The organism is Cupriavidus pauculus (assembly GCF_002858765.1).
Taxonomy (GTDB): domain Bacteria; phylum Pseudomonadota; class Gammaproteobacteria; order Burkholderiales; family Burkholderiaceae; genus Cupriavidus; species Cupriavidus pauculus_B.
Window position 1 is genome coordinate 130,272 of record NZ_PJRP01000019.1, and the last position, 13,722, is coordinate 143,993.

Annotated in this window: 13 protein-coding genes; 4 read left to right on the forward strand and 9 right to left on the reverse strand. The window is 67.6% G+C overall.

Annotation, left to right across the window (positions count from 1 at the left end; genetic code table 11):
- Positions 1 to 22: 22 nt before the first annotated feature.
- The 6 genes from CYJ10_RS28520 to CYJ10_RS28545 all read right to left on the reverse strand — a co-directional run bounded on the left by CYJ10_RS28520 (position 23) and on the right by CYJ10_RS28545 (position 6,896).
- The gene (locus CYJ10_RS28520) at positions 23 to 472 is read right to left on the reverse strand and encodes a helix-turn-helix transcriptional regulator (protein ID WP_101684789.1); all 450 of its coding nucleotides are present in this window, start codon (positions 470 to 472) and stop codon (positions 23 to 25) included.
- Between the two features lie 67 nt (positions 473 to 539).
- Positions 540 to 1,682 (reverse strand): hybrid sensor histidine kinase/response regulator, encoded by a 1,143-nt coding sequence (locus tag CYJ10_RS28525; protein ID WP_101684808.1) that lies wholly within the window; start codon positions 1,680 to 1,682, stop codon positions 540 to 542.
- 8 nt (positions 1,683 to 1,690) lie between these two features.
- Complete coding sequence (locus tag CYJ10_RS28530; RefSeq protein ID WP_101684790.1) at positions 1,691 to 2,287, reverse strand: chemotaxis protein CheB; 597 nt, start codon at positions 2,285 to 2,287, stop codon at positions 1,691 to 1,693.
- Positions 2,288 to 2,296: 9 nt separating this feature from the next.
- Positions 2,297 to 3,121, reverse strand: a complete 825-nt coding sequence (locus CYJ10_RS28535; protein WP_101684809.1) for a CheR family methyltransferase — start codon at positions 3,119 to 3,121, stop codon at positions 2,297 to 2,299.
- Positions 3,122 to 3,168: 47 nt separating this feature from the next.
- Positions 3,169 to 6,321, reverse strand: coding sequence for a response regulator (locus CYJ10_RS28540; RefSeq protein ID WP_219621543.1), 3,153 nt, complete (start codon positions 6,319 to 6,321; stop codon positions 3,169 to 3,171).
- Positions 6,322 to 6,482: 161 nt separating this feature from the next.
- Positions 6,483 to 6,896 carry a DUF1801 domain-containing protein gene (locus tag CYJ10_RS28545; RefSeq protein WP_101684791.1) on the reverse strand — a complete coding sequence of 138 codons (414 nt, stop codon included), beginning with the start codon at positions 6,894 to 6,896 and terminating at the stop codon, positions 6,483 to 6,485.
- 161 nt (positions 6,897 to 7,057) lie between these two features.
- On the opposite strand from CYJ10_RS28545, the gene CYJ10_RS28550 reads away from it, so the two are divergent.
- The 3 genes from CYJ10_RS28550 to CYJ10_RS28560 all read left to right on the forward strand — a co-directional run bounded on the left by CYJ10_RS28550 (position 7,058) and on the right by CYJ10_RS28560 (position 10,446).
- The gene (locus CYJ10_RS28550) at positions 7,058 to 8,308 is read left to right on the forward strand and encodes an MFS transporter (RefSeq protein WP_101684792.1); all 1,251 of its coding nucleotides are present in this window, start codon (positions 7,058 to 7,060) and stop codon (positions 8,306 to 8,308) included.
- Positions 8,309 to 8,419: 111 nt separating this feature from the next.
- Complete coding sequence (locus tag CYJ10_RS28555; protein WP_101684811.1) at positions 8,420 to 9,316, forward strand: LysR substrate-binding domain-containing protein; 897 nt, start codon at positions 8,420 to 8,422, stop codon at positions 9,314 to 9,316.
- A 14-nt stretch (positions 9,317 to 9,330) separates the two neighbouring features.
- Positions 9,331 to 10,446 (forward strand): NAD(P)H-dependent flavin oxidoreductase, encoded by a 1,116-nt coding sequence (locus CYJ10_RS28560; RefSeq protein ID WP_101684793.1) that lies wholly within the window; start codon positions 9,331 to 9,333, stop codon positions 10,444 to 10,446.
- Between the two features lie 22 nt (positions 10,447 to 10,468).
- On the opposite strand, the gene CYJ10_RS28565 is transcribed toward CYJ10_RS28560, so the two are convergent.
- Genes CYJ10_RS28565 through CYJ10_RS28575 form a run of 3 tightly spaced genes read right to left on the reverse strand, consistent with a single transcriptional unit; the run spans position 10,469 to position 12,710 of the window.
- Positions 10,469 to 10,876 carry a hypothetical protein gene (locus CYJ10_RS28565; protein WP_257993579.1) on the reverse strand — a complete coding sequence of 136 codons (408 nt, stop codon included), beginning with the start codon at positions 10,874 to 10,876 and terminating at the stop codon, positions 10,469 to 10,471.
- 38 nt (positions 10,877 to 10,914) lie between these two features.
- Complete coding sequence (locus CYJ10_RS28570) at positions 10,915 to 11,811, reverse strand: hypothetical protein (protein ID WP_146002140.1); 897 nt, start codon at positions 11,809 to 11,811, stop codon at positions 10,915 to 10,917.
- A complete protein-coding gene (locus tag CYJ10_RS28575; protein ID WP_101684795.1) occupies positions 11,811 to 12,710 on the reverse strand; it encodes a LysR family transcriptional regulator in 900 nt (299 codons plus the stop codon). Before CYJ10_RS28575 ends, CYJ10_RS28570 begins: the two co-directional genes overlap by 1 nt.
- Positions 12,711 to 12,884: 174 nt before the next feature.
- Here CYJ10_RS28575 and CYJ10_RS28580 point away from each other — a divergent pair, with 174 nt between their 5' ends.
- A complete protein-coding gene (locus tag CYJ10_RS28580; RefSeq protein WP_101684796.1) occupies positions 12,885 to 13,658 on the forward strand; it encodes an SDR family oxidoreductase in 774 nt (257 codons plus the stop codon).
- Positions 13,659 to 13,722 lie beyond the last annotated feature (64 nt).

A 13,722-nucleotide genomic window follows, 5' to 3' on the forward strand; every position in this document is an offset into this window, starting at 1 on the left:
GCGTCCGAACCATGGAAGCAGTCTAGCCGGGCAGATTTTCCGGCGCTTCTCGATTCCTGATCGGTCGCGTGACCTGCTTCGCCACGCAGGACGGCAAGCCCTCGGTCTGGCGCGCGCACTCGCGCCGGTAGGCGCTGGGCGGCATCCCGACCAGCTCTGCAAATCGCGTGCTGAACGTACCCAGCGATGCACAGCCGACCTCGAAGCAGACCTCGGTCACGCTCAGGTCGCCGCGACGCAACAACGCCATGGCGCGCTCGATGCGCCGCGTCATCAGGTAGGCATATACGGATTCGCCGTAGGCCAGCCGGAACTGGCGGCTGAGATGGCCGGCCGACATGTGGACGCCCTGCGCCAGCGCCTCGACGTCCAGCGGCTGCGCATAGTCGCGGTCGATCCGATCCCGCACGCGGCGCAGGCGCGCAAGGTCACGCAGGGTGTTGTCGGAGGTGGCGTGGGGGGCGGCGGGCATCGGGCTATTCTGTCATCGTCACCCGTCGCCGATCAAGACCCTGGCCCGGGGCGCAAATCCGGCGGCATCAGGCCTGGATGGCCCGCTGCGCCTGGCAGCATTCCCGTGGCAGCGTCACAGTGAATACCGTGGTGCAAAGCTCGGGCGACGATTCAGCGACCACGGTGCCGCCATGGAGCATGGCCAGCTCGCGGGCGATGTAGAGGCCCAGGCCCAGCCCTTCGGCGCTGCTGGCGCTCGTTGCCGCCGCCGTCGCGCCCATCCCCGAATGGAAGGCATCGAAGATATGCGGCAGTACGCGGGCGTCGATGGCACCGCCGTTCGACACCGCCACCGTCACGCTGTCCCGGGCCGTGCCGTCGACGCGCACGATCACCGGCGCCCCGGCATCGCCGTGCTGCAGCGCGTTGCCAACCAGGTTCTGCACGACCTGGGCAATCTGGTCGGGATCGATCGTGGCCCGGGTGTCGCCCTGTTGCTCCAGCACCAGTTGCGGCTCGCCGCGCGACACCTGGCATTCATCGACGATGGCCGCGCAGATCGCGCCCAGGTCTGCCGCCTGCGGCATCAGGCTGACCCGTCCGCCATGCAGGCGGGCCACATGCAACAGTTGGTCCACCATGCGCGCCATGCGCTGGCTGCTGCGGGCAATCCGGTCCGTTGCCGGCCTGATTTTTTCCTCGCCGCCAAAGCGGCCCAGGAACGACGCCGAGGCGATGATGGCCGATAGCGGCGTGCGCAGATCGTGCGCCAGCACGGCCATCAGCATTTCGTTGGTCTTCAGCAGTTGCTGGGCGGTTTCCAGCTGCTCGGCCAGTAGCTGCTTCTGCTGGGCCAGTTGCACGAACACATCGACCTTGGCCGACAGCACGCGGGCATCCACGGGCTTGAACAGGAAATCCACCGCGCCCGACGCATAGCCGCGAAACGCGCGCTGGCTGTCGTGCCCCGCCGCGGTCAGGAACAGGATCGGGATCTGGCTGGTGCGCTTGCTGCCGCGCATCAGTTCGGCCAGCTCGAAGCCGTCCATCTCGGGCATGTGCACGTCCAGGATGGCCAGCCCGAAATCGTGATCCAGCAGCAGTTCCAGCGCCTGGGCGCCGGAATTGGCATGGACGATCTCCACGCCCGGCTTGGCCAGCACGGCGTCGAGCGCTGTCAGGTTGGCCGCAATGTCGTCGACGGCGAGGATCTTCACGGGAGCTTGCATGGTAGGCGTCATTCAGTCAGGCGGGCCAGCCCGTGGCCAATGGCTTCCAGGGTCAGTATGTGTTCGGCCGCGCCGCGCGCAATGGCCTCTTGCGGCATGGTTCCCACCATGGCGGATTCCGGCGATTGCACCCAGGTACGGCCGCCCGCCGCGCGAATCATGGCCAGGCCGCGCGAACCGTCGTCGTTGGCGCCCGACAGCAGCACGCCCAGCACGCCCTCCCGCCAGGCCACGGCGGCCGACTCAAACAGCACGTCGATCGACGGCCGGGAAAACCGCACGGGCGGCGCCACCGACAGGGCCAGCCGCACGCCGTCCGGCGTCTCGGGATCCTGTTCCAGCAGCAGGTGATAGTTCGGGGGGGCCAGATAGAGATGGCCGGGTTGCACCGACAGCTTGTCTTCGGCCTCGTACACCGGCATGGCGCAACGCAGGGCAAACAGTCCCGGCAGCAGGCTGGGGCTCGACGCCAGCTGGTGCATGACGATCACCACCGGCGGCATGAAGCGCGCCGGCAGCATCGGCAGCACGGCATTCAGCGCTTCCAGCGCGCCGGCCGAACCGCCGATCACCACCCCGCTGCACGCCTGCGTCCCGGTTTGCATGATCGCGCCTCAGAGCTTGCGGTACAGCCGCTCGCGCGACGACACCGCCTCGAAACCCTGCCCATGCGCACTGAAGTGCAGGCTCTCCTTGCTGCCCAGCCCCAGGAACCCTCGCCACGCCAGCGCATCCCGAAACAGGCCGATGGCACGGTCCTGCAGCGGGCGGTCAAAGTAGATCAGCACATTGCGGCACGAAATCAGCTGGGCCTCCTGGAACACGCTGTCGGTCGCCAGGCTGTGGTCCGCGAACACCGATTGCCGGATTAGCTGGTCATTGAACTTGGCCTTGCCATAGGCGGCGTGATAGTAGTCCGACAGCGACGCACGGCCGCCGGCGGCCAGGTAGTTCGCGCCGAAGTCGCGCAGGCGGCCGGCGTCGTACACGCCCGCGCGCGCGGTGGCCAGGGCCTCCGGGTTGATGTCGGTCGCGTAGAACACCGTGCGCGCCGCCAGGCCCTCTTCCTCGAACAGGATAGCCAGCGACCACAGCTCCTCGCCGCTGCTGCAGCCGGCCACCCAGACGTTGACCGACGGATAGGTCTTCAGCACCGGCACCACGTGCTCGCGAATCGCACGAAAGTAAGACGGGTCCCGGAACATCTCGCTGACTTGCACCGTCAGGTATTGCAGCAACCGGCCAAACAGCACGGCGTCGCGCAGCATGCGGTCCTGCAGCTGCGACAGCGTGGCCAGGTTCAGGTCCCGCAGCGCCTGCTCCAGCCGGCGCCGCAGCGACGCCCGCGAATAGCGCCGGAAGTCATGCTGGTACTTGCGGAAGATGGCCTCCAGCAGCAGTTCCAGTTCGATCTCGAAATTGGCGTCGAGCAGCACCATGCCGTCGACGGCCCCGGCGTCGGCCAGCGGCTCCACGTCCTTCGGTTTCAGTTTGCGTGTAGCCATACGCGACACAGCGAAAGCAGTTTGTCCACATCGATCGGCTTGGCGATGTAGTCGTTGGCCCCGGCCTGCAGGCAGGCCTCGCGGTCGGACTGCATGGCCTTGGCCGTCAGCGCGATGATCGGCAGCCGCGCGTACTGCGGCATCTGGCGGATATGCCGCATGGCGGTTATGCCGTCCATCTCGGGCATCATGATGTCCATCAGTACCAGGTGGATGTCGTCCATCCGGTTCAGCACGTCCAGCGCCTCGCGGCCGCTGCGGGCGATCTCCACGGTGGCGCCCAGCGGCTCGATGACCTTCGACAGCGCAAAGATATTGCGCGCGTCGTCTTCCACCAGCAGCAGTTTCCGGCCGTCGAACGTGTCGTCGCGGCTGCGGGCGGCGCGCAGCATGCGCTGGTGTTCCGGCGGCAGCGACGACTCCACGCTATGCAGGAACAGCGTCACCTCGTCGAGCAGCCGGTCTGGCGAGCGGGCGCCCTTGATGATGATCGACTTCGAGTACCGGCGCAGCTTCTGCTCGTCCTCGGCCGACAACTGCCGGCCGGTATAGATGATGACGGGCGGCATGGCGCCAGCGTTGGCCTGCGCCCGCTGCGCCATATGGGCCAGCAGGTCGTGTCCGGTGCCGTCCGGCAACACCATGTCCATCACCACGCAGTCGAACGGCGTACCGTCCAGCGCCGCCGTGGCCTCGGCCACGCTGTCGGCGGTCACGATCTCGGCCTTCAGCGACTTCAGCAGCGCGCGAATGCTCTCGCGCAGCGCCGGGTCATCCTCGATCACCAGCACCCGGCGTTGGCCCGCCACCATGCGTGCCTCCAGCCCGCGGATCGCCGCCGCCAGCTTGTCGCGCTCGCTGGGCTTGAACGTGTAGCCCACCGCGCCCAGGTGCAGCGCCGCTTCGGCATGGTCGCTGACCGATACCAGATGCGTCGGGATATGCCGTGTGGCGGGGTCGCGCTTGAGCCAGTCCAGCAGCGTCAGCCCCGACTGGTCGGGCAGCGCCACGTCCAGCAGGATGCCGCATGGCTGGTGCTGGCGTGCCAGTTCCAGGCCCTGCGCCGACGTGGTGGCGTGGATGCAGTCGAAATCGAGTTCGTGGGCCAGGTCGTAGAGAATGCCGGCAAAGTCGAGGTCGTCCTCGACCACCAGAATCAACCGGTTGCCGCGCGTGCGATGGTCGCGGTCGTCGGCAATCGGTGCCGGATAGCCCGGCTGCACGCGGTCCATGGGTTCCTGTGCCGGCGCGGGGGCAGGCGGCACCGCACGGGGCGGCGGGGCCATCACCAATGGTGCCGGCGCGCTGCCCGGCAGCATCATCAGGCCGGCCTGGGTGGCGGAGTCTCCGCCGAGCAGGCGCGGCACGGTCAATGCGAACACGCTGCCCTGGCCGGGCTCGCTGGCCACCGAGATCACGCCGCCCAGCAGGCGGCTCAGTTCGCGCGAGATCGACAGGCCCAGCCCCGTGCCGCCATAGCGGCGGCTGGTGGTGCCGTCGGCCTGTTGGAAAGCCTCGAAGATGACCTGCTGCTTGTCCTTCGGAATGCCGATGCCAGTGTCGCGCACCTCGAACCGCAGCGCGTCGTCACCCTGCGCGGCCAGCGCCAGCGTGACCGCGCCCGACTCCGTGAACTTGAACGCATTGGACAACAGGTTCTTGAGCACCTGCTGCAGCCGCAGGTTGTCGGACACGATGGCGTCAGGTACGCCGGGCAGGAATTCGATCCGGAACCGCACGCTCTTCTGCGCGGCAATCGGCCCGAACATGCCCTGCAGCGTCTCGGTCAGCGCCTGCAGTTCCACCGCCTCGCGCTCGATCACCAGATGGCCAGCCTCGATCTTGGACAGATCCAGGATGTCGTTGATCAGGTTCAGCAGGTCGGTGTTGGCCGCGTGGATGGTGGCCGCGTAGCGCACCTGCTCGGCGGTCAGCGTGCCGTCCTTGTTCTCCTGCAGCAGCTTGGCCAGAATCAGCGCACTGTTCAGCGGCGTGCGCAGTTCGTGCGACATATTGGCCAGGAATTCGCTCTTGTACTGGTTGGATCGCTCCAGCGCCCGCGCGTTGGCGGCCAGTTCGGCCTGGAAGGCCAGCATCTCGCGCTTCTGCCCTTCCAGCCGTTGCGCGTGTTCTTCGAGCTGAACGTTGGTCTGTTCCAGTTCCGCCTGCTGGGCTTCGAGCCGCGCCTGCGAATCCATCAGCGCGCGGCCGCGCTCTTCCAGTTCCTCGTTCGATACGCGCAGTTCTTCCTGCTGGACCTGCAACTCCTCGCTCTGGCGCTGGGTTTCGCCCAGCAGCGTCTCCAGGCGGCCCCGGTACGCGGCGGCACGCAAGGTCATGCCGATCGAATCGCCAATGCGCTCCAGCAGTTCCACGATGTCGGCGGTATCGCGCTGCATGGCGACGAAGCCCAGTTCCACCACGCCCACCACCTCGCCTTCAGCAGTCAGCGGCGCCGCCACGATCTCGTTGGGCGACGTCCGGCCCAGGGCGGATGACACGCGGAGATAGTCGGCCGGCAGGCCGCCCACCGCGATCACACGGTTCTCGGCCGCTGCCTGGCCGGCCAGCGTCTGCCCCGACGTCAGCGTCTGCGGCAGGTCGTCGGCATGGGCCAGCGCCCAGGTGGCCACGCGGCGCATCTGGGCGCCATCCACCTGATACACCACGCCCACGTGCGCCTGGAAGGCTTGCGCCAGCACTCGCACCAGCGCATCGGCCACGTTGCCCGCCGTTTGCGGATTGCGTACGGCCTGATGGACCCGTACCTGCGTCTGCTGCAACCACGCCGCGCGCTGCATAGCCGCCTGCGAGACGATATAGCGATAGACCACCGCCGCCAGGAACCACAGCATCACCACGCCCGCGCCGCGATTCACGATGGCGTAGATCGGCCGGATGCTGCTGACCGGCGACACCGCATAGCCGATGCCGATCAGCACGGTGCCCACGGCAGCGGTAATCAGCGGCAGCTTCGGGTCATTGCCGTACAAGGTCAGGCAGACCGGCACCAGGTAGAACAGCCACGCCGCCAGCCCAAGCGGGGTGAGCGCGTCAATGCCGAACACCACGGCCATCGAGACCGGGACAAGGATCGCGCCAAACAGGAAGCGTTGCAGGGAAGACAGTTGCATACCGACCGGATAGAGGAAGTCGCGGCTGCGCGCGCCGGGTCACCGCACGGCGCGCAAGAACAAGCCAAAGCGACTTATGCTACCCCGCGGCAACCGAAATGGATGTCGGTGTCACGCCGACATCGGCGAAGCCACAGGGGCCGGTCTGCCCCCCGGCCGGATCAGGCCTTCGCCTTGGCTTTGGGCTTGCCCGTGGACTGGTTCAGCGCCACGGCCGCGCGGATCAAGGCTTTCAGGGCGGTCTTGTTGATGGCCTGGCCTTCGCGGAAGTCGATCGCACGGCGCACGTTGCCGTCCAGGCTCGCATTGAACAGCCCCTTGGGATCGTCCAGCGATGCGCCCTTGGCAAACGTCATTTTCACGGCGGCCTTGTAGACCTCGCCCGTGCAGAGGATGCCGTCGTGCGACCACACCGGCACGCTCCATTTCCATTCCTCGACCCCATCGGGGTCGGCTTCCCTGACGATGGCCCGCAGTTGCGCCAGCATCTCGCCGCGCCAGTCGCCAAGCTCGGCGATCCTGGCATCGATCAGCGCGGCGGCCGGTACGCCGGCCTGCGGTTCTCCCTTCTTCATGTCGCTGTCTCCCGTTGAATTGTTACCGCCATGCATAACTGTTGATACGCCGTGTGCCTTCGCGATGACGCGGGTTTTCCCCTAGCTTTGAGGCACCCGACCAGTCGGGCACCCATCAAGCCTTCGGGTGCCGCCAGCCGGGCACCACTATAAATCACACCATGTCCGAATCCCCCAGCGCCCTCACCCTCCCCGAAGACACCCCGGCCCACAGCTACGCCGCCCGCAACGCCTTGCACTGGCAGCGCAATCTTGCGGTGGCCACGTTCGGCTCGTTCACCACGCTCGTCAGCCTGAGCATGCTGCTGCCCTTCCTGCCGCTCTACGTCGAGCAGCTGGGCGTGACGGCGCAAGCCGACATCGTGCAATGGTCGGGCGTTGCCTTCGGCGTGACCTTCCTGGCCACGGCCGCGACTGCGCCGCTGTGGGGCAAGCTGGCCGACCGTTTCGGGCGCAAGCCGATGCTGGTGCGCGCGGCCGTGGGCATGGCCATCGTCATGTCTATGATCGGCCTGGCGCACAACGTCTACGAACTGGTGGCACTGCGCTTTGCCGCGGGGCTGATCGGCGGATACGCGTCAGCCGCCACGGTGATGATCGGCACGCAGGCGCCGCCGGAACGTTCCGGGTGGGCGCTGGGGGTGCTGTCGACCGGCGCGCTGGTCGGGAATCTGGTCGGCCCACTGGTGGGCGGCCTGCTGCCCGGCGTGATCGGCATTCGGGGCACTTTCTTCGCGGGCGGGGCGATGATTGCCGTGGCCGCGCTGCTGACGATCTTCCTGGTGCGCGAGGATTTCCGCCGGCCGGCCAAGCCCGCCGGCGCCGTGCCGTCCGGCGCCACCGCACACGCGCGCGCCTCCCGCATTCCGCTGGCCGCCCTGTTGATCACCGCCACCATGGTATTGCTGTCGAACATGTCGATCGAGCCGATCATCACCGTCTACATCGGCCAGCTGGGCGTGCCGCACGACCGACTGGTCACGGCGGCCGGCATCGTCATGGCCAGTTCGGCACTGGGCAGCGTACTGACCGCTTCGCGGCTTGGCGCGCTGGCCGACCGCGTCGGCGCCTGGAACGTGATCATTGGCTGCCTGGTGGCCACCGCGCTGGTCATGATCCCGCAGGCGTTCGTGACCAACTGGTGGACGCTGGCGGTGCTGCGCGGCCTGATGGGCATGACGCTGGCGGGGCTGCTGCCTTCCATCGGCAAACTGGTCCGGCAGGCCGTCAAGGAACATCAGTCGGGCAAGATGCTGGGCTACCTGCAATCGGCGCAGTTTGCCGGCCAGGTGGTGGGGCCGCTGATCGGCGGCCAGATCGGCGTGCATTTCGGCATGCGCTCGGTGTTCTTCGTCACGAGTGCCCTGCTGCTGGCTTGCGCCGGCTTCGACCGCTGGGCCCGGCAGCAGTGACGACGCCCACAGCCGGCGCCCGACCTGCTTGACAATTCATTCTCATATCGCAATACTATATACACTTTCATTCTCTAATGGAGAACGACACCATGGGTGTCGTCGCACAGCGTGGAACTGGCAGAACTCGAGATTTTCCGGGTGGTCGCGCGCGAGCAGAGCATCACCCGTGCCGCCAGGTCGCTGGACCGCGTGCAGTCGAACGTCACCACGCGCGTGAAGCAGCTTGAGGAAAGCCTGGGCGTGGACCTGTTCCAGCGCGCGAACAAGCAGATGATCCTGACCCCGGCCGGGCAGCGCCTGCTGGGCTATGCGGATCAGTTGCTGGCGCTGGCCGAAGAGGCGCGGCAGTCCATGCGCGCCGATGCGCCGAGCGGCCGCCTGCGCGTGGGATCGATGGAGAGCACCGCAGCCACGCTGCTGCCCCGGCCGCTGGGACGCTTCCACGCCGCGTGGCCCGACGTCGAACTGGAACTGGCCACGGGCACCTCGCAGGCGCTGGCGGATGGCGTGCTGGAACGCCGGCTGGACTGCGCGATCGTGGCCCATCCCGGCACGGGCAGCCCCCGCGACATCGACGTATCCGAAATGGGCGCGGGCCTGGAAGGCGTCTTCCTGACCACCGAGGAACTGGTGCTGGTGCTGCCGGCGACCCATCCGAAGGTGCGACGCCCCGAAGACGTGACGCTGCGCCAGCTGGCCGCGTTCTCGCGCGGCTGCACCTATCGCCGGTGCGCGGAAGACTGGCTCGAACAGGCCGGCGACGATGTGCGCCGCCATCTCACCGTGATCGAACTGCCTTCATACCACGCCATCCTGGCCCAGGTCACGGCAGGCTCGGCCGTGGCCATCGTGCCGCGCTCGCTGCTGGCCATGCAGGGCGACCTGGGCGCGCTACAGACCGTCCCCGTCCGGAAAGTGCATACGTATCTGATTCACCGCTCCGGTTTCACCACATCCGCCTACGACGCATTCGCGCAGGAACTGCGTCGTCACCCGCCCGCATGACAAGGAACGCCGCCATGGAACCCAACCGTCAGAACCCGTCCCGCAACCTGTTGTCGCGCCTGGGCATTCGCCTGCCCATCATCCAGGCCCCGATGGCAGGCGTCAGCACCCCCGCCATGGCCGCAGCCGTATCCGAAGCGGGTGGCCTGGGCTCGCTTGGCGTCGGCGCCATGGACGCCGAGGGCGCACGCAAGGTGATCCGCGAGACCCGCGCGCTGACCGCCCGCCCGTTCAACATCAACCTGTTCTGCCATCCGCCCGCCACGCCCAACGCCGAGCGCGAATCGGCATGGCTGAAGTACCTGGCATCGACCTTCGCCGAATTCGGCGCCACGCCGCCGGGAGCGCTGCGCGAGATCTACAAGAGCTTTGTGGTCGATGACGCGATGTACCGGATGCTGCTGGAAGAGAAGCCTGCGGTGGTGAGCTTTCATTTCGGGCTGCCGGCGCAGGAATGGATCGATGCGCTGAAGGCGGCTGGCATCGTGCTGCTGGCCAGCGCCACGTCGCTGCCGGAAGCACGGCAGATCGAGGCGGCCGGCATCGACGCCATCGTCGCGCAAGGCATCGAGGCCGGCGGCCATCGCGGCGCCTTCGATACCGAGGCTGACGACGAAGGGCTTGGCACGTTCGCGCTGACGCGCGTGCTGGTGGCCCGCACCAGCCTGCCGGTGATCGCCGCCGGCGGCATCATGGATGGCGCCGGCATCGCCGCCGTGCTGGCACTGGGCGCCGCCGCCGCGCAGCTGGGGACGGCGTTTGTCGCCACCGACGAATCGGCCGCCGACGCCGCCTACCGCGCCGCGCTGACCGCCGCCGATACCCGGCCGACCACGCTGACCCGCGCCATCTCCGGCCGCGCGGCACGCGGTTTCACCAGCCGCTTCACGCGCATGGGCACTGCCGCAGACGCCCCGGCAATCCCCGACTACCCCGTGACGTACGACGCCGGCAAGGCACTGCACGCCGCCGCCAAGGCCAAGGGCGTCAGCGAATACGCCGCCCAATGGGCCGGCCAGGCCGTGCCGCTGACGCGCTCGATGTCTTCGGCCGAGCTTGTCGCAGTACTGGAGCGCGAGCTGCGCGAGGCGTTGGATCAGTTAAGCGCAGTGCGGGCGGTATTGGGGTGAAGCGTTTGGGCCCGGCGGACGGCTAATCGGGCCGCCGGGTCTGCACGAAGAGTTGGCCGAGCGTCAGGTCATCGGTCCACAGATTTTCGAGCCGCAACCCGTGCCTGGTTTCGATGGCCTCGGCCAGCGTCTCGAGTTCGAGCGCGTCGGCCATCCACGGGTATCGATACCATGCCCGGTAGATCGACAGGATGGTGTCGTCGGGCCGAAACTGGAGCTTGTGTGTGTCACGCACCGCAAAGGCATCCGCGAACAGGCTCAGGTAGTCGCGGATCTCGGCTTTGGACGCCGTCGGAAACGCGTTCCGCCACGCACGGCCCTGACACCGGCGGCGGGCGTAGGCAGACGGCAGGCCGCCGCCAAAGGCCAGCCCGTACAGAACCAGCGCGGCAAGCGCCGAGGCCGCTAACAGCTGTGGGGTAATCGTCATGCGGTCTCCTTCCGTCTGCTGATGCCTTGGCGCACCGCCTAGTACGGCGCCGCCAGCGGCTCGAACTGGTACGGGTTGAAGTCGTGCAGCAGTTTCACGTCGCGCAGTCCGTCGGCGTCGAGGCCACTCGCATAGAGCTTTCCCGCGTCCGCCCACACCAGGCGCTTTCCGTCGACATCGGCCCATTGCCAGGACGGCTGCGGCATCGTGCGGCCGGTGCTGACGTGCACCAGTTCGTGCCGCTCCGTGGTCCCGGTCAGTCGCTTGCGCAAGGTCCAGCGCGGACCGATCGGCTTCTCGAAATAAACGATCGCGCCCTTGCCTGACCAGCCCTCGTTCATGCGCTGCCAGCCATCGCGCTGCAAGCGGACTTCATATAAGTTGGTGTGCCCGATGGGCGGAAACTCCGGCCACGGGTAAGTCTTGGTGCGCCTGGCTTGCGATTCGTCGCGCACCACCTTGTGCCCGTATCCGTCGTTGAGCCAGTAGTCCTTTTCGTTCACGAACAGCCCCCCGCCGTGCCACGTGTCGCCCTTGGCGAGCAGCGTCTCGGCCTTGAGATAGGGGGCCCGGGAGATCGCGGTGTACGCGCCCTTCACTTCCGATTTCCACTTGCCGTTCAGGGCGAAATAGATCAGGAAGCGGCCATCCGGCGACAGATCGGACCGCCGATCGAAGATGCGGGCATTGAACCACTGGCCCACCTCGAAAGTGTCGCGCTTCCTGTTCCAGCCGATCAGGGCTGTCCAGCGCGTGGGGCCGCGGCGAATGACGACTGCGGTTTGCGCATCCCGGGCCATCAGGATGTGAATCCGGGCGGGCGGCGTAAGACGGCCTTGCGTTGGCGCTTCCATGTTCGTGGTGACGGACCCTGTCAGTTTTCTTGTTTGTGTGCCGCGAAGAATACCAAAAATGGCAGCCGTCCCACGCCCCATCAAGCCGCCAACTGGCGCCGCGCAAACTCCCCCGCCGCCCAGTCCAGAAACGCCCGCACCCGTGGCGATAGCTGGCGCGAGCGTGGATAGAGCAGCGACACCGGCTGCGACGGCGGCGGCGTGTCGCGCAGGATCTCCACCAGCGCGCCGCGCCGGAGCTGATCGACGATATGGAAGCGCGGCACCTGGGCGATGCCCAGGCCCAGTTCGATGCCGGCCAGGTAGCTCTCGGTACCGGTCACGGCCAGCGGGCACGGCAGCGACAGGCTCTTCAGGTCGTCGCCGACCACGAACTCCAGCGGCGTGACATTGCCGCTGCTCATCTGGCGGATGCCGACCATCCGGTGGCCCTCCAGCGATGCCAGATCGGCCGGCGTGCCGAAGCGCGCCAGATAGTCGGGCGTGGCGCAGGTCAGCCGGTCCAGCATGGCCACCTGGCGGGCCACCAGTTCGCTGTCGGGCAGCTTGCCATAGCGCAGCACGCAGTCCACGCCCTCCTGCACCAGGTCGACCCAGCGGTCGCCTTCGCTCATCGTGATCTGCAACTGGGGGTAGCGGGCCAGGAAATCGGGAAAGCCGGGCATCAGGAAATGCCGCGCCAGCGTGCCTTGGACCTCGATCCGCAGCATCCCGCGCGGCTCGGCCCCGCTGAAGCCGCCTTCGGCGTCCTCGATGTCGTCGAGGATGCGCAGGCATCGGCGGTAGTACGCCTCGCCGTCCAGCGTGGGCCGCACCACGCGCGTGGTGCGCTGTAGCAGACGCACGCCCAGGCGCTTTTCCAGGTCGGCAATCACCTTGGTCACCGTGGAACGCGGCACGTCCATGTCGCTGGCGGCCAGCGTGAAGCTGCGGCGTTCCACCACCCGCGTGTAGAGCCGCATCGCGTCGAATCGGTCCATCTGCGCCCTCTTTATGTGCCTCTTGATGCCTACACGGAAACCATTGTTTCCTTGACAGAACAAGTGCAGGCAATTCTAGACCGATTATCCAGCGCGGACTATCGCGCATAGTGCAGTCACACCGCGGCGCAACGCGGTCTACCCAACCCGCAGCGACTTACCCGGAGCCCTGAAATGACCGCGACCATCACCACCCCTACCACCGCTACCGACTCCCAGCCGACCCGCGTCGCCATCGTGACCGGCGCCTCGCGCGGCATCGGCGCCGCCATTGCCCGACGCCTGGCGGCCGACGGCCTGACGATCGTCGTCAACTACGCCGGCAGCGCCCGCGAAGCCGAAGCCGTGGCCGCGGACATCGAAGCCGCTGGCGGCCGCGCCTTGACCCATCAGGCCGACGTCAGCGACCCGGCCGCCGTGGCCCGCATGTTTGCCGCCGCCGAGGCGGCATTCGGCGGGGTCGACGTGCTGGTCAACAACGCCGGCGTCATGAAGCTCGCCACGCTGGCCGAAAGCGACGACGCGCTGTTCGACAGCGTCATCCACATCAACCTGAAGGGCACGTTCAACACGCTGCGCGAGGCGGCACGCCGGCTGCGCGACGGCGGCCGCGTCATCAACCTGTCGTCGAGCCTGGTGGGCCTGCTGATGCCAACCTACGGCGTCTACGCCGCCTCCAAGGCCGCCGTGGAAGCCATGACCGCCGTGCTGATGAAGGAGGTACGCGGCCGCAATATCACCGTCAATTCGGTGGCCCCGGGGCCAACCGCCACCGAACTGTTCCTCGACGGCAAGTCGCCGGAACTGATCGACCGGATGGCAAAGATGGCCCCGCTCGAACGCCTGGGCACGCCAGAGGACATCGCCAACGCCGTGGCGTTCTTCGCCGGCGCCGACGGGGCGTGGGTCAACGGCCAGACCCTGCGCGTGAACGGCGGGGTTATTTGAGGGCGGTCCGCGGGGGGCTCCCCTCTCCCGCCTGCGGGGGGGGGGCCGGGGGGGAGGGGGCGGC

Bases quoted from the DNA above. Each gene is read 5' to 3' on its own strand.
- CYJ10_RS28520 (WP_101684789.1), bottom strand. From the start codon at position 472: ATGCCCGCCGCCCCCCACGCCACCTCCGACAACACCCTGCGTGACCTT.
- CYJ10_RS28525 (WP_101684808.1), bottom strand. From the start codon at position 1,682: ATGCAAGCTCCCGTGAAGATCCTCGCCGTCGACGACATTGCGGCCAAC.
- CYJ10_RS28530 (WP_101684790.1), bottom strand. From the start codon at position 2,287: ATGCAAACCGGGACGCAGGCGTGCAGCGGGGTGGTGATCGGCGGTTCG.
- CYJ10_RS28535 (WP_101684809.1), bottom strand. From the start codon at position 3,121: ATGGTGCTGCTCGACGCCAATTTCGAGATCGAACTGGAACTGCTGCTG.
- CYJ10_RS28540 (WP_219621543.1), bottom strand. From the start codon at position 6,321: ATGCAACTGTCTTCCCTGCAACGCTTCCTGTTTGGCGCGATCCTTGTC.
- CYJ10_RS28545 (WP_101684791.1), bottom strand. From the start codon at position 6,896: ATGAAGAAGGGAGAACCGCAGGCCGGCGTACCGGCCGCCGCGCTGATC.
- CYJ10_RS28550 (WP_101684792.1), top strand. From the start codon at position 7,058: ATGTCCGAATCCCCCAGCGCCCTCACCCTCCCCGAAGACACCCCGGCC.
- CYJ10_RS28560 (WP_101684793.1), top strand. From the start codon at position 9,331: ATGGAACCCAACCGTCAGAACCCGTCCCGCAACCTGTTGTCGCGCCTG.
- CYJ10_RS28565 (WP_257993579.1), bottom strand. From the start codon at position 10,876: ATGACGATTACCCCACAGCTGTTAGCGGCCTCGGCGCTTGCCGCGCTG.
- CYJ10_RS28570 (WP_146002140.1), bottom strand. From the start codon at position 11,811: ATGGGGCGTGGGACGGCTGCCATTTTTGGTATTCTTCGCGGCACACAA.
- CYJ10_RS28575 (WP_101684795.1), bottom strand. From the start codon at position 12,710: ATGGACCGATTCGACGCGATGCGGCTCTACACGCGGGTGGTGGAACGC.
- CYJ10_RS28580 (WP_101684796.1), top strand. From the start codon at position 12,885: ATGACCGCGACCATCACCACCCCTACCACCGCTACCGACTCCCAGCCG.